The 19,412-nt window shown below is 59.2% G+C and carries 22 protein-coding genes; 12 read left to right on the top strand and 10 right to left on the bottom strand.

Annotated elements, in window-relative coordinates; genetic code table 11:
- Positions 1-78: 78 nt before the first annotated feature.
- From CLU90_RS24960 to CLU90_RS24935, 7 genes are all read left to right on the top strand, one after another.
- Entirely contained in the window at positions 79-456 is a 378-nt protein-coding gene (locus tag CLU90_RS24960) for a hypothetical protein (RefSeq protein WP_100429085.1), read from the top strand.
- The gene (locus CLU90_RS24955) at positions 446-2,281 is read left to right on the top strand and encodes a replication endonuclease (RefSeq protein ID WP_100429084.1); all 1,836 of its coding nucleotides are present in this window, start codon (positions 446-448) and stop codon (positions 2,279-2,281) included. Before CLU90_RS24960 ends, CLU90_RS24955 begins: the two co-directional genes overlap by 11 nt.
- Positions 2,278-2,430 carry a hypothetical protein gene (locus CLU90_RS29765; RefSeq protein WP_175445091.1) on the top strand — a complete coding sequence of 51 codons (153 nt, stop codon included), beginning with the start codon at positions 2,278-2,280 and terminating at the stop codon, positions 2,428-2,430. The genes CLU90_RS24955 and CLU90_RS29765 overlap by 4 nt, the downstream gene beginning before the upstream one ends.
- A complete protein-coding gene (locus tag CLU90_RS24950) occupies positions 2,424-2,663 on the top strand; it encodes a hypothetical protein (RefSeq protein WP_100429083.1) in 240 nt (79 codons plus the stop codon). The genes CLU90_RS29765 and CLU90_RS24950 overlap by 7 nt, the downstream gene beginning before the upstream one ends.
- Complete coding sequence (locus CLU90_RS24945; protein ID WP_198511262.1) at positions 2,660-3,274, top strand: hypothetical protein; 615 nt, start codon at positions 2,660-2,662, stop codon at positions 3,272-3,274. The genes CLU90_RS24950 and CLU90_RS24945 overlap by 4 nt, the downstream gene beginning before the upstream one ends.
- The gene (locus CLU90_RS24940; RefSeq protein ID WP_100429082.1) at positions 3,271-4,122 is read left to right on the top strand and encodes a phosphoadenosine phosphosulfate reductase domain-containing protein; all 852 of its coding nucleotides are present in this window, start codon (positions 3,271-3,273) and stop codon (positions 4,120-4,122) included. The genes CLU90_RS24945 and CLU90_RS24940 overlap by 4 nt, the downstream gene beginning before the upstream one ends.
- A gap of 201 nt (positions 4,123-4,323) precedes the next feature.
- Positions 4,324-5,469 (top strand): Arm DNA-binding domain-containing protein, encoded by a 1,146-nt coding sequence (locus tag CLU90_RS24935; RefSeq protein ID WP_100429081.1) that lies wholly within the window; start codon positions 4,324-4,326, stop codon positions 5,467-5,469.
- 80 nt (positions 5,470-5,549) lie between these two features.
- Here the strand turns inward: CLU90_RS24935 and CLU90_RS29485 are convergent, their stop codons facing one another.
- The 8 genes from CLU90_RS29485 to CLU90_RS24905 all read right to left on the bottom strand — a co-directional run bounded on the left by CLU90_RS29485 (position 5,550) and on the right by CLU90_RS24905 (position 13,205).
- Positions 5,550-5,846, bottom strand: coding sequence for a hypothetical protein (locus CLU90_RS29485; RefSeq protein ID WP_157808894.1), 297 nt, complete (start codon positions 5,844-5,846; stop codon positions 5,550-5,552).
- Between the two features lie 125 nt (positions 5,847-5,971).
- Entirely contained in the window at positions 5,972-6,835 is an 864-nt protein-coding gene (locus tag CLU90_RS24930) for a hypothetical protein (protein WP_100429080.1), read from the bottom strand.
- A 504-nt stretch (positions 6,836-7,339) separates the two neighbouring features.
- The gene (locus CLU90_RS29480) at positions 7,340-7,675 is read right to left on the bottom strand and encodes a hypothetical protein (RefSeq protein WP_157808893.1); all 336 of its coding nucleotides are present in this window, start codon (positions 7,673-7,675) and stop codon (positions 7,340-7,342) included.
- Between the two features lie 148 nt (positions 7,676-7,823).
- Positions 7,824-8,930, bottom strand: a complete 1,107-nt coding sequence (locus tag CLU90_RS24925; RefSeq protein ID WP_070221477.1) for an IS5 family transposase — start codon at positions 8,928-8,930, stop codon at positions 7,824-7,826.
- A 77-nt stretch (positions 8,931-9,007) separates the two neighbouring features.
- Positions 9,008-9,754, bottom strand: a complete 747-nt coding sequence (locus CLU90_RS24920; protein WP_100429079.1) for a RelA/SpoT domain-containing protein — start codon at positions 9,752-9,754, stop codon at positions 9,008-9,010.
- Between the two features lie 426 nt (positions 9,755-10,180).
- On the bottom strand, positions 10,181-10,627 hold the full coding sequence (locus CLU90_RS30165; RefSeq protein ID WP_092714932.1) for an HD domain-containing protein: 447 nt from the start codon (positions 10,625-10,627) through the stop codon (positions 10,181-10,183).
- Positions 10,628-10,629: 2 nt separating this feature from the next.
- Entirely contained in the window at positions 10,630-11,469 is an 840-nt protein-coding gene (locus CLU90_RS24910; protein WP_139178318.1) for a hypothetical protein, read from the bottom strand.
- Positions 11,470-11,603: 134 nt separating this feature from the next.
- Positions 11,604-13,205, bottom strand: a complete 1,602-nt coding sequence (locus CLU90_RS24905; RefSeq protein WP_092714927.1) for a sensor domain-containing diguanylate cyclase — start codon at positions 13,203-13,205, stop codon at positions 11,604-11,606.
- Positions 13,206-13,535: 330 nt separating this feature from the next.
- Here CLU90_RS24905 and CLU90_RS24900 point away from each other — a divergent pair, with 330 nt between their 5' ends.
- On the top strand, positions 13,536-14,690 hold the full coding sequence (locus CLU90_RS24900) for a sensor histidine kinase (RefSeq protein WP_092714925.1): 1,155 nt from the start codon (positions 13,536-13,538) through the stop codon (positions 14,688-14,690).
- A 47-nt stretch (positions 14,691-14,737) separates the two neighbouring features.
- Here CLU90_RS24900 and CLU90_RS24895 read toward each other — a convergent pair whose 3' ends face one another.
- Positions 14,738-14,980, bottom strand: a complete 243-nt coding sequence (locus tag CLU90_RS24895) for a hypothetical protein (RefSeq protein ID WP_034759639.1) — start codon at positions 14,978-14,980, stop codon at positions 14,738-14,740.
- A gap of 274 nt (positions 14,981-15,254) precedes the next feature.
- Here CLU90_RS24895 and CLU90_RS24890 point away from each other — a divergent pair, with 274 nt between their 5' ends.
- The 3 genes from CLU90_RS24890 (at position 15,255) to CLU90_RS24880 (ending at position 17,278) form a co-directional block, all read left to right on the top strand.
- On the top strand, positions 15,255-16,004 hold the full coding sequence (locus CLU90_RS24890) for a hypothetical protein (RefSeq protein WP_034759643.1): 750 nt from the start codon (positions 15,255-15,257) through the stop codon (positions 16,002-16,004).
- 5 nt (positions 16,005-16,009) lie between these two features.
- Entirely contained in the window at positions 16,010-16,252 is a 243-nt protein-coding gene (locus tag CLU90_RS24885; protein WP_072454415.1) for an Imm32 family immunity protein, read from the top strand.
- Positions 16,253-16,315: 63 nt separating this feature from the next.
- Entirely contained in the window at positions 16,316-17,278 is a 963-nt protein-coding gene (locus tag CLU90_RS24880) for an SMP-30/gluconolactonase/LRE family protein (RefSeq protein WP_198511261.1), read from the top strand.
- Between the two features lie 61 nt (positions 17,279-17,339).
- Here the strand turns inward: CLU90_RS24880 and CLU90_RS24875 are convergent, their stop codons facing one another.
- A complete protein-coding gene (locus CLU90_RS24875) occupies positions 17,340-18,407 on the bottom strand; it encodes an SDR family oxidoreductase (protein ID WP_092714923.1) in 1,068 nt (355 codons plus the stop codon).
- A gap of 98 nt (positions 18,408-18,505) precedes the next feature.
- Here CLU90_RS24875 and CLU90_RS24870 point away from each other — a divergent pair, with 98 nt between their 5' ends.
- Complete coding sequence (locus CLU90_RS24870; protein ID WP_092714920.1) at positions 18,506-19,405, top strand: LysR family transcriptional regulator; 900 nt, start codon at positions 18,506-18,508, stop codon at positions 19,403-19,405.
- Positions 19,406-19,412: the final 7 nt, after the last annotated feature.

The raw sequence follows: 19,412 nt of genomic DNA, 5'->3' as shown, positions 1-19,412 counted from the left end.
GGCATCTGGCTGCTGTCGCTCCTAATCGTCATTACCCCTGACGTGCTGCGGGCCATCGGCGCCATCAAGGACTGAGCGATGCCGGCGTCTCTTATCGACAATCACCTGTCGTTCCTGCCAGCGGCGGCCATCCTCGCCGCCCGTGACAGGGACGTGCCGACGCCCCCAGGGGCGCCGGAAGCGCTCGCCGCCATCGCTGCCGCGAAAGCCAGCCTGGCCGAACGGGCCAGCTTGCGCGCCATCGAGCGGCGGCGTGCCAGCGAGACGCGCTTTATCGCGCAGGCCTGGGGATTGTCGCCGCGTGGCGCGCGCCGCTCAGTGCTGATCGCCGCCGGCATGGACGCCGACCGCTGGGAATCGCCCATCCATTCATTTACCGAGGAAGAGCGCATCGAGCTGCGCGCCGCCACCTCTGCCGCTATCCGTGTGTACGAAAGACTGTTAAATGCCATCTAAAGAAATTCTCAAGCCCGCCCAGCGTCACGAGGCGTTTTTGCGATCCCCGTACTTCGCGCCCGAGCTGGCCCGCATCCCCTACAAATGGCGCAACCGCGTCATCACGGCCGCAATGGCCAAGATGGCCTGGTCGTCCTGGTACAAAGTCTATGAGTCCATCGCCACCAGCTTTGTGCGCGAATTCGCCGATCTGTACGTGCCGGCTGGCGTCGATCTGTCGCAAAGCGACGCCGATATCGTGGCCACCGCCGAGCGCGCGGCCGATGGTGTCACTAAGATGCTGTGGATGGCCGTGTCCGACACGCACGCCCTGCAGATCATGGAAGATGAATGCGCCTCGTATGGCATCGAGCTTCCCGAGTTCGATGCGCTGACGGACACCATCGCCCGCCTGGTGGATGCCCGCTGGTGGCGCCGCCAGTTGCGCAAACGCGTCAAGCGCGCCTTTGAAGCGGGCAATATCCGCCTGGGCTATGTGAAATACAGCGGCGAACCCTACGCCAGCAACGACGCCGTGCTGTCGCGCCTGGCGCAAAACCGGCGAAACGCGGCAGCGCTGGCCGCCACGCTGGTGCAGAACGAGCACGGCCAGCAATTTAGCATCGCCGAGCTGGCCGAGAAAACGACCGCGAATAAAGCCATCCGGCGCGGCGAGTTGATGTTGCGCATCAACGGCTTTGAGCAGATCGCCCGCGAGTGCGGCGACCAGGGCATTTTCATCACCTGGACGTGCCCATCGCGCTTCCACGCCATGCAGCACAGCGGCAAGCCAAACGACAAGTTCGACGGCTCCACGCCGCGCGAGGCGAATGCCTACCTGGGCAAGATGACGTCGCTGTGCCGCTCCGCGCTGGCGCGCCGAGGTATCGGCCTGTACGGCTTTCGCATCGCCGAGCCGCATCACGATGGGTGCCCGCATTGGCATTTGCTGCTGTTCGTGCGCCCCACCGCGAAATACAAGACGGTTCACCTGCAGGATGTGGCAGGCCGCGCCATCCGCATCATGAAGCGCTACGCCTGGCGCGTGGACCGTGGCGAACCGGGCGCCTTCGCGCGCCGCCTGGACGTGAAACGCATCGACTGGGCCAAGGGCAGCGCCTCCGGCTACATCGCCAAGTACGTGGCCAAGAACATCGACGGCGTGGCCGACCACAAGACCAAGGAAGGCTATGTCGTCACCGCCGACACTGAAGGCGATGTCGAGCTGACGCCATCGGCGCGCGTCGAGTCCTGGGCCGCCTGCTGGGGCATCCGTCAATTCCAGCAATGGGGTGGCGCGCCCGTGACCGTGTGGCGCGAACTGCGCCGCATCGAGAAAAGCATGCTCAACGAAGCCCCGGCCGCCATGCGCCGCGCCTGGGATGCCGTGCAAAAGATCCAGGGCGAAAAGCGCGCCTGCTGGGCCGAATACTTGCGCGCCCAGGGCGGCGCCCTGGTGCCGCGCAAGGAACTGGTCGTCACCCTGGCCAAGGACGAAAAGACCGTCATCGGTCGCTATGGCGAAACGCTGCGCACCACGCCCTACGGCGTGCGCTGCAGCGACCTCATCGGCGTGGTCTTCAAGTCCGTGCGCCATACGTGGACGCCGGTACAGGCCACAGGCGGGCGCGGGGTGGCTGTTGGGGTTGCCGTTCCTCGGACTCGTGTAAATAACTGTACGCACCCCGACCGCCCTGCCCCGGCCACGCCGCCGGCGGCGCCAGTGCCTGACCTTCCCGACGAGGCAAAAACAGCCGTGATTGCCGCCTGGGCGGCCGTCAATGCCTGCCCGTATCCCCGGCTGATCGTCCCCGACACCCCACCCCAAGAAGGGAATGGCACATGAGCACCTTTGCCGTGATCGTTCGCACGCAAACCGAACGCTTTGAATTTTTTGAGGTTGCCGCATCCAGCGGCGACGTGATCGACGCCGCCATCGACCGCTACGGCGTGTGCGGCGTTACCGCTAAACTGAAAGGAGCACCGCAATGCTGACCACCCTGACCGATTCACCGCGGCAAATCGCCCTGGGCGACCGCGTGACATTCGATACCGACGAAGGCTACCAGGCCGGCACCGTCAACGACCTGCGCCGCGACGTGGGCAATGGCGAGCTGCATGCGTGGGTGGAGCTGGACCACCAGTGGCCCGGCATGTTCCGTGCGGTGCCCCTGGCGGCCATCGAGGCGGTCAAGAAGGCAACCGCGCCTATCGGGTGTCCAGCATGACAACGGAACGCTCAGTACCTGCCGTGGCGGCCTTGTTCGTGCGCGCCAATTCGATCTACAAGACCATGCCGGCGGTTGACGCCTGGGACGCGGAGCGCGACGCCCGCGCCTGGCCGGGAGGCGTGCCGGTGGTGGCGCATCCGCCTTGCCGCTCCTGGGGCACGCTGCGCCACCTGGCCAAGCCGCGCCCGGACGAAAAGGAACTGGCGGTGTGGGCCGTCGCCCAGGTGCGCAAGTTCGGCGGCGTGCTCGAACACCCGAAGCGCTCTACCCTCTGGCCACACTGCGGCTTGCCAGCGGTCGGCGAGCGGGACAAATTTGGCGGCTGGACGCTGCCCATTTTCCAAAGCTCGTTTGGCCACCGCGCCGAAAAGGCTACCTTGCTGTACATCGTCGGCTGTGCGCCGGCTCAAATACCGGCCATGCCCATCCTCCTGGGCGAAGCCTCGCATGTGATCGCCCCATCCGGCCGCAACCGCGCCGGCGAGCGGCGCCGGAAAGGAGATCCCGGCTGGCGGCCGGAATGCGGCAAGGCGGAACGCGAACACACGCCGCCCGAGCTGGCGCATTGGCTGGTGGCCCTGGCTCAACGCTGCGCGGTGCCAGCATGAACAGCCCATTCCTGTTCGACGGACCGGGCGTCATTTCGTTCAGCGGCGGCCGCACCAGCGGCATGATGCTGTGGATGACGATTCAGGCCTACGGCGGCACGCTGCCGGCTGACGTGGTGGTTTGCTTCGCCAACACCGGCAAGGAAGAGGAAGCGACCCTTGAATTTGTGCGCGACTGCGGCGAGCGCTGGGGCGTTCCCATCGTCTGGATAGAAAACCGTCCTCGCAACGAAGCGCGCGGCAAGGAGTTTGCCATCGTGGACTTTGCAACGGCCAGCCGCTGCGGCGAACCGTTCGCCGATCTCCACGACGAAAAGAAATTCCTCCCGAACCCTGTGGCGCGCTTTTGCACGGCCGAACTCAAGGTACGCCCGATGCAGCGCTATTTGAAGTCGATAGGCCTGGTCGAGTGGACCACGTTTATCGGCATGCGTGCCGACGAGCCCGTGCGCGTGGCGCGGCTGTCGACGCAGGACTACGGCAAGCACGAAGTGAAAGAAGCGCCCCTGGCGGCGGCCGGCCTGACCGTGGCCGATGTCAGCGCGTTCTGGGCAACACAAGATTTTGACCTGGGCTTGCCAAATATGAGCGGCAAGACGATGCACGGCAACTGCGATCTGTGCTTCCTGAAAGGCGGCAACCAGGTGCTATCCCTGATCCGCGAAAAGCCCAGCCGCGCCCTGTGGTGGATACAGCAGGAAAGGAACGCCCAAACGGCCGGATCGGGTGCAGGCGGCTGGTTCCGAAAGGATCGACCCAGCTATCAGGCGATGTATGACATGGCGATGAATCACGGTGAATTGTTCCCGTTCGATGATGCGCTGACGGATTGCGGCTGCACGGACTGATGATGTGCTCACAAAACGATACCAGTTTAAAAAGGAAAAGCGAATGCTTCGCTACATGACCATACCGAAGTTTTCAAGCGAGTCAGGCTACACGCCTGACGCGATCAGAACAAAGATCCGGGACGGGATCTGGCCGAAAGATGCCGTCTGGATCAAGGCACCAGACAATCGAATTTTAATTGACGTGAAAGGGTATGAATCATGGGTAGAGACGGGCGAGGTGTTAAAGCTGCATCGGAAAGCAGCATCGAAATCACCTTCATGTATCGCGGCACCAGGTGCCGGGAAAGGATCGCGCTCAAGCCCACCTCCGCTAACCTGAAACGGGCCGAGAACCATCGGGCGGCGATCCTTCATGCGATCGCCACCAACAGCTTTGACTACACGGCCACCTTTCCGCAGTCGTCCAATGCAGCCAAGTTTGCCGACCAGGTCGGCGACGTGCAGACCATCGAGGCGTTTCTGGATAAGTGGCTGGACAGGCAGAAAAAGCACCTTAAGGCCAGCACGTACAACGGCTATCGCAAGATAGTCGTTGGCCAGCTGATCCCCTGGTTCGGCACCATCATGCTGTCGGCACTGCGCAAGAAGGATGTACGGGCGAAGCTGGAACCCATGAACGCGACCAACAAGACCATGGCCAACATCCAGAGCGTGCTGCGCAAGGCGCTGGACGACGCGATAGAGGACGAGCTGATCGAGGTCAACCCGCTGGCGCGCTGGTGCTATTCCAAAGTGGAGGCGCCGCAATCGAAGGACGATATTGACCCATTCACGAAGGAAGAGCAGGCGGCGATTCTCACGCAAGCAACCGGCCAGGGGCGTAACCTGCTGCAGTTTGCCTTCTGGAGCGGCCTACGCACGTCCGAGCTGGTAGCCCTCGATTGGGCAGACGTCGACTTCGTGCGTGGCGTCGTGATGGTGACGCGCGCCCTCACCCAGCATTCCAAGGCGGCCGAGAGCACCAAGACCAACGCCGGCCGCCGCGAGATCAAGCTGCTGGAGCGCGCCATGCATGCGCTGCAGGAACAAAAAGCATTCACTTGGGCAAAGGGGGAGGAAGTATTTCAAAATCCTCGCCTGGAGCGGCGCTGGGAAGGTGATCAGCCGATCCGCAAAACGTTATGGACCGGCATCCTGCAAAGCGCTGGCGTGCGCTATCGAAACCCTTATCAAACGCGGCACACCTATGCCAGCATGATGTTGTCGGCCGGTGAGCACCCGATGTGGGTGGCAAAGCAAATGGGGCATGCAGACTGGACAATGATTGCCCGGGTTTACGGACGGTGGATGCCGGATGCAGATCAAAGTGCCGGGTCAAAAGCAGAGAGTGTTTTTGGCATTTAACGATTGCGTTACTTCTTTAAACAAGGGGCTGAAAATGCCCCCGAGCAGCCATTGTGGTCATTCCCGATAGGCAAACGAATTCATCCGCAGTTTACGGCTAAACTTAATGATTGCAGGCCAACGGCAAACGCGGCCATAACTGCACCTATAGCATTCCATTTAGATTGAGCCGATAAAGTTTCCGAAATATCTTTCCCATCAAAGGATACCCCGCTAAGATTCGGTTTTTCACCCTTTAGATGTGCTTTCTTGATGCGTCGTGCCACCATCTGATCTCTTGTTACTTTTACAAAACACGAATAAAACCATGCCCCAGCAGATGCCATTCCAAAGAAGGCTGACGCGTGAGGAAAATAATAATATATAGAACAAAGCATTTAAAAATCCCACGTTTACATTATTGAATACGAGTTTCGTACCATGATCTTTTTAAATTTATAGTGCTGTCGAGATAGCCCCTTCGAAACCGGCCATTCGCATAAAAACCAGAGGGAGGCTCTTATTATCTACTCGTCAACGCTTCCAGCCGCATCGATACCTTCTCCGTGAGCTCCCTCAAACCTTGCTCATTAGATAAATATTTTATATATCGTATATGACGTAGATCGAATGGAATGTCGGAGTCATGTTGCGCGATCAAGATTACGTCTTTGCCTATCGTGTGTGCAATCCCAGCTTCGTAGAATACATTAGGATTCTTGTTCGTTAGATCACAAATCACAACGCGAGCGCTTCCTATGAGCATAACTACGTCTTGGATAATTACATCATGATCCCAAATATTGTCGGCTCGTAAGCATCGCATGTTGGCGGCGTTGACCGCGCCTTGAAGAGCGGTGAACACGCCATTAAACCCAGAGTCGAACGGCATCATCACCGTTACGAGGTTTGCATCTATAGGGCCTATGGGTAGCTTGAAAATCCTCGGCTCAGTGCGGCCGATACCTTCCGTGAACAACACTTGGAACAAGTCAACATCCTTAACGGCCCAATGGTTTGTCTCAAATTCACCGAAGGACCTTCCGTTAATATCGAAATTCAACTGGCCAGCGAGCGACTCAAGCACAGAATTAGGAATCGGCGGAATCTCCGTATCTATCGCGTATTCAATGGTGTAATCCCTACCGCCGCGCTTAATTTTGGTGATCTTGCCAATCCTGGCCATCACAGGGGAGGCAGGATCGCTAGATGATTCATTGGTGACTACCAACGGCAGCTTCATCAGTGCAGCCTCGTCAAGAACTCCGCCTGGGGCGTACTGGGCATCAATATTTGCGTCTGTAAACTGAAAGACCCGACCAAGTGGCATCGTCAGCGATCCACGTGTGGACGCTATATCCCAGCCGCTCACCAACAAATTGAACATCTCCTACTCCTTAGTTTATTTGGCTACCCACCCAGCCGCGAATGACAACTGGTACAGTATTCTTCTGGTTCTTGCCCAACTACTGCCGCTGGGAGGTTGATTGTCCACATTTTGACAGCAAAACAGTCAAGATGCCTTAAAAATCTAGGTTTACGGTAGGTTCGATTCCCGCCGTCTCCACCACCGAATAAATAAAAAGGGCTTCCCCGTTTTGGCGGGGAGGCCCTTTTTATTTATTCCATGTATGCAGAACGCGGGCATCGAATCCGCGTCCGGTACGGGCGCGGGGGTTTTGCGGGGCATTCGGCGAGCGCAGCTCGGCGCCGCAAAACCGGGTTGCGCTTGCAAGCGCAACCCTCTCCGATTCCTCTGACTAGCTTTTGCGCCGCAGGCGGTTTTTCCTAACGACAACACAAACGGCTCAGGCTATGTACAAATGCCGGATCTGAGCCTCGCCCGCATGACCCTCGCCCGCACTCGCCCACAACTACTGAGAAGTGAAAATTACTCAACAATCGAAAACTTGCTTCGTGCAATTTTTTCAAGGTGTGTCAAAAATTCGTGGGTATCAAGAAAATAGTTCGGGTAAGCACGCTTTAGAGATTCAATAGAGCCTGCTGCAACCAATACTACTTGTGTCCCGGTCGATTTGGCCTCGCGTTCAGCGCTGCTGTACTGCGTATTTGCCTCTTCTAGCTTATCCCTTGCAAACGAGGTGATTTTCACATTGGAGTCATCTCCCGTAAGTTGAAGTTCAACTAAGTAGTACGCCGCTCTTTTCTTTCCGGTAGTGGGGATTGCACGTACCGCACTACTAAATCGTTCAAGCTTTTCTCTCACTCCTAGCAGGCTGCTGAAATACCAGCCGACGGAAAACGGTCGTATGGCGAAATCATGAGGATTTCGAAATTCGTTTCGTAAAGTGAAAAGTCTTACGCGAACATGACCGTTTTCTCCTGTTTTCGTCGGATTTCGAACCCGTTTTCCCTTACTGCGCGCCCTGCGGACGGATTTGTCCTAGGGAACGCATGCGCACCAAGTTATAAGCCGCCATGTTGAGCACGAACATCTGGTCAACTTTGCGCAGGCCGCGCACCATCACCTGGCGGATACCGCCAATCATCTTGGCCCAGCCAAACCCCTGCTCGATGAGCTTGCGCTTCTGCTGAGAAATCGCGTAGCCCAGGCTCTGGGCAATCGTGTCAGGCACCGCCGAGCTGCGGCCCGACTTGTTCTGCGCCACATGTGGCATCACGTTCATGGCCGCACAGGCCTGGATGAATTCTGCCGCGTCGTACCCCTTATCGGCGCCCACCGTGATCACAATTGCGGGATCGCTCAGCGCTTGCCGCGCATCGTTCACCATCGCCTTCGCCGCTTCCCGTTCAGCATAGCCGTCGGCCTGGGTCACACGCGCATTGGCGATCAGTCCGTGGCGGTTGTCGCTCAGGGTATGGCCCATGTAACGCAGCTCGCTGCCTGTGTTGCCCTTGCGGTACAGGCGCGCTTCGGGATCGGTCTTCGATTGGTGTGTTTCGTTGCTGCGCTTCTTGCCCCTGAAGTCACCGCCGTCGCCATTGCCGTCGCCGCCATCACCGTCTTTGCGCACGAAGCTCTTGTGGCCTGCCCAAGCTTGGATCAAGGTGCCGTCCACGCTGAAATGCTCGCCCGATAGCCAGTTGTTCTGGCCGGCGATGGCCAGCACTTCATTGAAGAATTCGATGACGGCGTCGTGCCGAATGAGGCGCTCGCGGTTCTTGCTGAAAACGCTGGCCACCCAGACGTTGTCGTCCATGGCCAGGCCGATGAACCAGCGGAACAGCAGGTTGTACTGAACCTGTTCCATCAACTGCCGCTCGGAGCGAACGCTGTAGAGCACTTGCAGCAGCATGGCGCGCAGCAGCTTTTCCGGCGCGATGCTGGGGCGGCCGCCTTTGCTTTCCGATTCGTACATGCCGGCGAACAGACCTGCCATCTTTTCCAGCGCCGCGTTGGCCATCTTGCGGACCTCCCGCAGCGGGTGATCTTGGGGAATGAAGTCTTCCAGCTTGCGCATCATGAACAAGCTTTCGGTGAAGGTGTCGGCGCCGCGCATCGATTCTCAGGTAGGGGAACGGGAGTGACAGGATAACATTCAGATCGCCGCTCTGGACGGGCGGCCGCTCTGGTATTTCAGCAGCCTGCTAGACGCTCAGAGTCTTCTTTCGTCTTCCTGTACGTTTCAGCCTTTGATAGGTGTTCATACCCTGGCACGAGTGGCATTTTCTCGGAGTGAGCGAAAGCCGAAGATACAAGTGCAAAAAAATTCAACCATTCATCCGGCCCTTCGCTAGACTTCAAAGAGTGCCGAAGGAATGTCCCCATTGTTTCAACTGCCGTAGCCCATGCGTGCTGTAACTTAGTTCGCATTTGAAGTTCAAGTTGAAGGCCATCATAAGGCGAGTCGTAGCGTAGTTTGTACCTATAAATAAGATGAACGCTGCGATATCCAGATTCTTTTGGTTCTTTCACATAATCATATTCGGAAACCAATGTGTGTGTGAAAATCGTAGTTTTATATTCTTGATGAAGAACCTGAAGCTGCGGCAATGAATTTACAACGGCCCTCAATCCGCCAATATCTTGCATCCGAGCCAAATTCATTCCTTTTATTCGCTGGAGTTTATTTATAATCGAAGGCGTTCTTTTAAGCCGTTGAGCAACAAGAGCATCAGGATCAATTTTTTTTAGTTTGTTCCTTAAAGTTGCTTGAAACGTATTTATTGGATAACCGTGACAAGCTCTCCAGTTCGTAAGGACAAGAAATGCATCATGCCAAGCATCCATGTCAAAATCACCTTCACTCTCCTCGAAATTTACCAATGTGTATCCGGCACGTTGCACTTGTTTTCTTGAAAATTCCGGTATGGGAAAGCTCATAAAAATCCTTGGATTAATAAATTTACCAACATAATACTACATAAAAGTTTTATTTCTTAAAAAATTTATCAAAAGATATAGTTCAGTTTCAAACAACAACCCTGATAAAGTCAAAGAATTCATCAATATTTAATTTTTTAAATTTCTTATCGCAATTATCAGTATGGGGAGCAATATATTTTTCATCGATGCATCCAAAGACAATATCAGCTTCATTGAAAAAGCAATCGTCTTTCTCGATAGAAATCAATTTCTCACCTTCATCTCAACCACCCAGTCGACGTTAATGCCTTTTTACTTTAATTCTTAGACTGGAGAGAGTAATCCTACTCCAGTTACTGATTTGCAATAGAGTTAGATAAATAAAATAACTCGCGTCACTATCTACCTTTTCCTGCAAGAGTTACCAGCCATTATGTAGTCAACTCAATTCACCACCAAATACCCCATCGCCCGCCCATACTTCCCCACCCTCTCCAAATCCTTCTCCGTCGGCATCTCTATCCTCGACAAATCGCTATTCTCAGCCAGATCAGCCAGCTTGACGGCCTTGCCCACCGGGTTCAACGCCGCGCGGGCGATAAACGCTTCATACGACTCGCCTTCTATCTTGCTCACGGCGCGCACGCCGTCGATGACTTCCTGGGAAAATCCTTCACTCGCGAGGTCGTCGAAGGTGACTTTGCCATCGCTGTCTTCCACCACGTCATGCAGCACGGCGACAATCTGCTGGGCGCCGGGGGCGACGCGCAGCATGACGCGCAAAGGGTGCAATATGTATGGCGCGCCGCCCTTGTCCGTCTGGCCGGCATGGGTGGCGGCGGCGATTTCAATCGCGCGCTCCAAGGTACCGCGTCTTGCGTGTTCACTCATGTTCACTCCACTTTGATTAATGCATGCGTTGCGCGCCAGCCGCGGCGCTGCAAATGGCAAACGCTGGTGCACAGCACGGCTGGCAACAGTAAATTGAGGACCGGGACGAGCATCAGCAAGCACAGCAGCAGGCCCAGAGCAAAAATCGCCGGGCGCTGTTCGCGGCGCAACGCCGCTTGCTGTTCCGCGCCGAGCACCTCTTCGGCCGCCGCGCCGTAGACCATCTGGATGTTCCAGGCCAGCAAGTACGAGATCAGCACGCACATGGCCCACACCGGAATCAAGAGGGAAAGCAGCAGCAACAGACGCCGCCGCCAGGCGGGGCGCGCGGAGGATGCATCCAGGCCGGCCGGAGGCTGCCACGCTACATAGCGTCGCGCCGCCACCGCCTTGGCGCGCTCCAGCAGCAGCCAGCGCAGCGGCAGGCGCGCCGTGCCGATGGCGCCGACGATAAAGACCATCACATAGAAAAAAGCAGCCAGCGCCAGCAACGCCAGGGCAATCTGGCCGATCGACAGCATGGCCTTGGCGGCGCTGCCCAGGCCGCCGGCGATATTGCCCATCTGCGACACGGTGGCCGGCCCGCTGGCCAGTGTCCCGACGCCATCCATCACGCCCAGGCCCAGCAAGCCGGTGACGGACACCAGCGCCAGCATGGCGCTCAGCTCGACAAAAAAACGGCCGAAGTAACCATACAGTCCCAGCCACAGCGCCACGACCGCCATGCACCACAGCGCGGAACGCCACCACAGGCCCGCATGACGCGCATCGCGCAGCCCCAGGCCGACGCATGTGAAGGCTTCCCGCCAGGCCAGCAGCCAGGTTTGCAATGTTTGTGTCACGCTTGAACGTACTCCGCAATGAAGGGGCGGATACGTCGATCCGTATGTTGCCGATTGTACATGGACAGGGCTGGCGCACGCGCCACCGAGGACGCAGCACAAAGCCGCCCCGGCTCATGCACCGTCAACAACGGCTATCGAAACGCAAGAGCAGTGGCGGCCTGCTCGGCACTTTTGCCAGAAGACTCATAACAAACCTGATTTCTCCCCGATGCCTTGGCCTTGTACAGTGCCTTGTCAGCAAGCTCAACCAACTCGACCGGCAGGTTTTCCAGGTGCATCGGCATAAAAGCCGCCACGCCGACGCTGGCCGTCACCACGCCGAGAGGATTGCCACTATGCTCGATTCCCAGCGATTGCACGGCCTGGCGAACGCCTTCCGCCACCGCCAATGCGCCCTGCATATCCGTACCGGGCAATAAAACGACCATTTCCTCGCCGCCGTAGCGCGCCGCAAGGTCGCCCGGCCTGCGCATGCTGTAGCCGACCACTTTGCCGATTTTTCTCAGGCACTCGTCGCCGGCCACATGGCCATAGATATCGTTGTATTGCTTGAAGAAATCGACATCGATCAACACCAACCCAAGCGAGCTCTCCTCACGCTGCGCACGGCTGAACTCGGCAAGCAGCGACTGGTCGAAGTGGCGCCGGTTCGCCAGCCCCGTCAACCCATCCTGGTTGGCAAGGCGGGCCAGGGTTTCATTGATCATTTCCAGTTCATTGCGCGCCTCGACCAGTCCCGCCTCGCTCTTGCCCCGCAAATCGATCTGCCGCACCACGCGGTATCCGATGAACGCGATCAGCAATACCAGCACGCCCCCCACCGCATTTTGCATCACCGCATCGACACGCCACGCAGCGAGCACTTCATCCTGCGACAACGCGGCGGAGACCACCAGCGGGTATTCCTCGACTCTACGATAGCTATTGATACGCGTCACGCCATCGACTCGCGACTTGATCACAGCCGTCCCAACGGGACTTTTGGGCAAATAATCATGAAATAAGGGAAACTGCGAAAGATCGCGTCCCAGCAAACTTTCGTCGAACGGCCGTCTCAATAACAGAATACCGTTTCCATTTGCAATGAAAATGGCGCCTTTTTTTCCTATCGAAAAGCGTTCATAAAACACCCTGAAATAATTCATATCAATGGTCGCCAGCGCCACGCCGCCGAAACTGCCGTCAGGCATATTGATACGCCGCGACACGGTGACGATCCAATGTCCCGTCGATTTGCTGCGCACGGGAGGCCCGACATAGGGGCCTCGATCTGCATGCGTTCGATGGTAGTTGAAGTAATCGCGATCGGAATTATTCAAATTGCTCAACAGCGTTTGCTGCGAGTTCACCAGCCAGCTGCCATCCCTGGCATAGATGAAGATGCCGTGCAACTGGCGCAGCTCGGCGACACGCGTGACCAGCAACTTGTGCATGCGGGCCAGTTCAGGATCGGAAACACCGTCTGTTTGCACCCGCTCCACGAGTCCAACCAGCACCGTATCGGCTTCCTTGATGGTGTCATAGGCATGCTGCGCCACAGATTGCGCCAGATTGGCGCTTTCGCGCCCCGCTTCATCGAGTTGCACTTCGCGGGCGCGCAAGGTCATCCATAGCTGGAGCGCCAGCAGCGACAGGCATACCAGCACGACAAATGAAATGGCCAGCGGCAGCAGGGAAAAGCCACGGAAGCGTGCTCCCAGCAATCGTGGCGGCAAGCTGCGTGACCTGGTCATGGCGGCACTCCCGGATTTATATCCGGCAAAGTGTGCACCAAATAGGCGGCAAAATACTCACACATCGTCACAAACACGATATAAAAAAGTCACTACCATGGCATCGATGAATCCGATTCATGCTTGCCACTGTTTGCGATACCGCAATTCCAGCCACCTGCACAGCATGAACGCAAGATTTCTTTCATGGCCAAGGGGCCGTTGGCAAGGACATGTTTGACGCCATGGCGCCGGGTCACACGTAGATAACACCCGGCACAGGGATGCAATCCCCCATCCCCACCTCAACAGCGTACACTGGCTCCTCTTCCATCAACGCATTGGTCCTCCGTGAAACTATCGCGCTTTATTACCGGCCATCTGGAGCCAATCCTGGAAGAGTGGGAACTCTTCGCCAGGTCGCTGCCCATTCCGGGAGCCGCCATCTCGAAAGTGGAATTGCGCGATCATGCCAAGCAGATGCTGCAAACCATCGTGCGCGACATGGACGTCATCGAGAACGCGGCGCAGCGAAAAAAGAAATCGACCACGGGCGTATCGGAAATAACGGGCAAGGAAACGGCAGCCGCCACGCATGGCTCGCTGCGCCAGCAGATCGGCTTCACGCTACCGCAGCTGACGGCGGAATTTCGCGCCATGCGGGCCAGCGTGCTGCGCCTGTGGATGGCACAGGTGCCGGTGACGTCGAAAACGGCAACGGACGACATCTTGCGCTTCAATGAAGCGATAGACCAGGCGCTGCAGGAATCAGCCATACGCTACTCGCAGCAGAGCGACCGCACCCGCAATACCTTTCTCGCCATCCTCAGCCACGATCTGCGCAGTCCGCTGAGCACGATGACGATGGCCGGTGCTCTGCTGAGCAGGCCAAGCGCGACCTCCGCTTCCACGGTGCAGATCGGTGCGCGGGTCGCCCGCAGCGCGGCCACCATGACAACCATGGTGAACGATTTGCTGGAGTTCGCCAGGACGCAGCTGGGGGGACACATGCCCATTTCACCCGCCTTGGGCGACCTGGGGGAAATCTGCAAGACGGCCGTCGAGGATGCATCGGCCGCTCACCCGCAATGCAAGTTTGAACTGAGCACCACGGGCGAGATGATTGGCGACTTCGATGCGGCCCGCCTGTCCCAGCTGTTTTCCAATTTGCTCAACAATGCTGCGCAATACCGCACCGACGACCAGCCGGTGACCATCACGGCTTTCGGCGATGCCGATACGACCGTGGTGCAAGTGAAGAATTTCGGCCGCCAGATCCCGGAAGCGTCGCTGAAAAGCATTTTCGATCCGCTGGTCCAGCTGGCCATTTCCGACGATCACAAGGCGCCCAATGCCACCAGCATCGGCCTGGGTCTGTTTATCGCGCGTGAGATCGCCAGCGCGCACGGCGGCACCATCGGCGCCGAGTCCAGCCTGGAAAGCGGCACGATATTTACCGTGCGCCTGCCCAGGGTATCGCTGAACGACAGAGGGAACGGCGGCTAGGGACTATCCCGGCAGATATCTGGATCCCCTGCCGGGACAGGCTCGCCCTACCTGCGGTTGAGCGGCACATATTCCCCCGGCAAGCTGGCCGCTTCCAGCGCATCGGCAAAGGCCAGCAGAAATTTCGCCGGGCCATGCTCGGACACGAGCAGGGAGGCGCCCTTGTGGCGCAGCAGTTTCAGCACTTCCTGCTGGTGCGCCTGGTACTCGCTGGAGTGGCCGTAAAACGTTTGATACATCTCCAGCGTTTCCATGGCCTTGGCGGCCAGGATGAATTCGGGTTTGTCCATGATGTCTCCTCGTTGTCACTACTGCCAAAACCACGAAAAAAACCTGCAAGAGGTACGGCCGGCGCCGGTCGCACTGCCTTGCGGCAACCACATCCGTATTTCCATCATACGCCTCAACCCGGCCATTGCGCTGTCCTGTCGCGCATCTTTTTCCACCTCGCCCGCGCGGCACCGCCACCATGCATCCATGGCCAGCACCATTCCTCGCGTGCGCGCTAGGCACAGGGGGGCCGCGCATGGCATCATGCGCGTTGCCCATTTACTCTGACGACACATGGATCAATATCACTTCCTGGTAGGCGAATTCAAGAAAGATAGCCCCTTCATCGCCGCCGCGGCAAGCGCGCAGCTGTTTGCCTGGTTCGCACACATCGGCGAACCCGTCGAGCGCTATGGCAACAAGCGCGGCAAGGTCGTCAAATTCTCACAGCGAAATTACGAGAAGATGCTGTTTGCGCCAGAGACCGACAGCATCGAGCTGTTTTCACCGCGCATCGTGCCGCCCGACGAAGCCGACGAGACCACCAACTGCGACGCGCTTGTCGTGTATTCATCGGGCTCGTTGTTCGTGCTGGCCATACGCGCCAGCAAGCTTGCGCTGGCGCCGTTGTTCGACGCTGCGCGGGCCATACCCGGTCTGTTCGAGCATTGCGAGTATATGTACTGCTACGCTGAAACGCAGGGCTATGGCACCGGCTACGCACTCGGCTACCGGCAGCTCGACGAGGCCCATCCGATGACCTTTGGCATTCCTTGCCCCGCAAATAACTGGGCCGCCATCAAGCGGCGCGGACTGCAAGACTCGCACCTGCGCGATGTATATCCCATCAATGGTTTTACGCAAGCCCGACTGGATGCGCTGCCGCCCGAGCGCCGACAAGCCCTGCGCGACGCAATGCAGGCGTATGGCCGCTGCGAAGAGCATGCCGACTGGATCTTCTGGTACCTGCAGCCAGGGGAATTGGAAGCGGCCCGCGCCGCACTGAACGCACACACCATGCTGGGCGCCTATATCAACAACTGACACCCATGAGTACACATTTATCGCTGCACTGCTATCTGCAAGACGAGGCCGCAGAACGTCCCAAACGCTGCTCCGACGTGACCATCCACGCCGACCCGGCCACCCTGCGCGCCATCGCCCATTTTCTGCTGGCTAGCGCGGACACCTTCGATCAGGCGCAAGAGCGCGCCGGCATGCACGCCCATCTGCAAGATGAATGGGACGGCTGGCAGGACGACTTTCCCGACCTCGTCGTCGTGGCGGCCTAGCCAGGCGCACCGGCTGGCGCGCGTCGGGTAACATACGCCACCTTTGCCATCCAGAGAACACCGATGCACCAATCCCGATATGCCCTGCCGTCGCTGCGCACGGCCGTGCTGGCCACCGCGCTGGCCAGCCTGTCCGCCTGCGCCAGCCAGCCCGCGCACGAGGCGCTGTTCCTCGCCACCACGCTCACGCCCGCGCACTCCTTCACCAAGGGCATCGAAGGCCCGGCCGTGGATGCGGATGGCAATATCTATGCCGTCAACTTCGCGCGCCAGCAAACCATCGGCAAGGTCAGCCCCGGCGGCGCCGGCGAGGTGTACCTGACCCTGCCCGGCGCCAGCATCGCCAACGGCATCCGCTTCGGCAGCCGCGGCCAGATGTATCTGGCCGACTACATGGAACACACGATCTACCTGGTCGACCCGGCCACGCGCGCGCTCACCATCCACGCGCGCGAGCCGCGCATGACGCAGCCGAACGACATCGCCATCACGGCCGACGACGTGCTGTATGCGAGCGACCCGAACTGGAAGGAAAACACGGGCCGCGTGTGGCGCATCGCGACCGACGGCACGGTGACCCTGGCGCTCGACACCATGGGCACGGCTAACGGCATCGAGGTCAGCCCCGACGGCAAGATCTTGTATGTGAATGAAAGCGTGCAGCGCAATATCTGGATGTACGACATCGCCACGGACGGCAGCCTGAGCGGCAAGCGATTGCTGATCAAGTTCGACGATTTCGGCATGGACGGCATGCGCGTGGACGTGGACGGCAACCTGTACGTAACGCGCTACGGCAAGGGCACGGTGGTCAAATTGTCGCCGCAAGGACGCATCCTGCGCGAGATCAGCGTACCCGGCGCCAAGCCCAGCAACATCACCTTCGGCGGCCCCGATGGCCGCACGGCCTACGTGACGGAAGTCGTGCAGGGACGGCTGCTGCAGTTCCGCGTCGACCGCCCGGGCCTGGAATGGGAACGGGCGCAAGAGCGCAAGGCGCATGGATTGGCGGTGCCTCCTCAATAGCCCAACGGCGAAGTGCCGGGGTCGGACCCTCAGGGTCCGACCCCAGTCCTTGCTTTTGGGTTTAACGCGGAATGACGCGCTCCGCCTTCAGCCTGTCGAACAGATTGACGAAGGCATCCTGCGTATCCCGGTAATCAAGGAAGCCCGCCTTGCGGCTCTTACCCATGTCGGTCATCACTTCCATCGGTCGGCCCAGGTCCGCATCCGTATGCCACCAGGAAGCTAGGCGGCTGACATCCGCCTCCACCAGGCCGTGCTGCTCGGCGATGGCGCGCCACTGCTCGGGCGCGTCCTGCATGCGGTCGGCCAGCGGTGTCATCGCCTCGGGCAGATCGGCCGCCTCGATGCCGAAGTAGGCGGCCAGGCGCGGCCACAGCCACTTCCAGCGGAACACGTCGCCATTGACGATATTGAAGTCTTCGTTGCGCGCGGCGGGACTGTCGGCCGCCCACGCCAGATGGCGCGCGATCTGCCCCGCGTCCGTCATGTCGGACAAGCCATGCCATTGCGCGAGCGAACCGGGAAAGACGAAGGGCTGGCCGCCGGCCTTGCACAGATTCGCATACACGGCCAGGGTCAGGCCCATGTTCATAGCATTGCCCAGCGCGTAGCCGATGATGGTGTGCGGGCGGTGCACGCTCCACGTAAAACCATACCGCGCGGCCGCGTCGAACAGCCGGTCTTCCTGCTCATAGTAAAAATTCTCGACCGCTTGCCGACCCTGCTCTTCGCGGAACGGCGTGACGGGCACGCTACCCTTGCCATAGGCGTCAAACGGTCCCAGGTAGTGCTTGAGGCCAGTGACCAGCGCCGCATGGCGCAAGTAGCCGGTGGGACCCAGCGCGGCCAGCACATTGGCGACCATGGCGCCATTGACGCGGATGTTTTCCTGCTCGTTGGCCTGGCGCGCCCAGGCCGTGAAAAAGACGTGGCTGGCGTCCAGGCCCGCCAGGGCGGCGCTGACCGCCGCGCCATCCGTGGCATCGAGCGGCAGGCATGCGCAACCGGCGGGAACCGGCGTGCGGCCACGCGAGACGCCCGTCACCTGCCAGCCCTGCGCCAGCAAGTGCGTGGCCAGATTGCTGCCGATAACGCCGCTGGCGCCGATAATCAATGCGTGCTTGTTCATGCGTACTCCCATGCCTGTGTAAAAAGCCATGATATAGCGGACAGAAATTCTTATCCGCGATAGTATTTCACCTTATTCGTGAAAAATATTCTGCAATCATGTCCGAACATTTGAAAGGTATCGCCCCTTTTCTTGCCACCGCCGATGCCGGCAGTTTCACCAGGGCGGCCGAGAGACTGCACCTGAGCAGCTCGGCCGTGAGCAAGAGCGTGGCGCGCCTGGAAGCACGCCTGGGCGTGATCCTGTTCGAGCGCAGTACGCGGCGTTTGCAGTTGAGCAGCGCGGGGCATGCCTATTACGCCACCTGCAAGCGCGTGCTGCAGGAACTGGTCGAGGCGGAAAACGTGCTGGCCGAGCAGGATGGGGAACTGGCAGGCAAGGTGCGCATCGGCGTGCCCGCGTCGTATGGCCGCATGCGCGTGATGCCGGCGCTGATTGATCTGTGCGAAAAGTATCCGCAGTTGCAGCCATCCATCAGCTTCAGCGACCGCTTTGCCGACCTGTTCGAGGAGCGCATCGATATCGCCGTGCGCATCGGCGCACCGGGCAGCTGGCCGCCAACGCTGGGGCAGATGCCCTTGGGCGAAGAGCGCTTGATCTTTTGCGCGGCGCCCACCTATCTGGCGCGACGCGGCACGCCGCTCGCCATCGCGGATCTCGATGGCCACGATTGCATCGCCTACGGCCGCGGCGACGGCACGGCGGCGCCATGGCTGTTTGCTGGCGAGGATGGGGCGGAACGGCGGACGGTCAGTCCGCGCCTGACGGTGGGGGACGCCGAGGCGCAAACGGCCGCCGTGCTGGCGGGCCTGGGCATCGCGCAGCAGGCGACCTGGCTCGTGCACGAGCACCTGGCCAGCGGCGCCATCGTCGAAGTACTGCCGGCCTGCGCCACGCCAGGCTTGCCGCTGTCCCTCGCGTGGCCGCTGGCGCGCCAGCTGACCACCAAGACCGGCACGCTGCTCAATGAATTGAAGCGGCGCCTGACGATCAGCTGATACGCAA

This window comes from Janthinobacterium sp. 67 (assembly GCF_002797895.1).
In the GTDB taxonomy this organism is placed as follows: domain Bacteria; phylum Pseudomonadota; class Gammaproteobacteria; order Burkholderiales; family Burkholderiaceae_D; genus Janthinobacterium.
The sequence above is the reverse complement of the archived record's forward strand: the minus strand, read 5'-3'. Positions and strand labels throughout refer to the sequence as shown.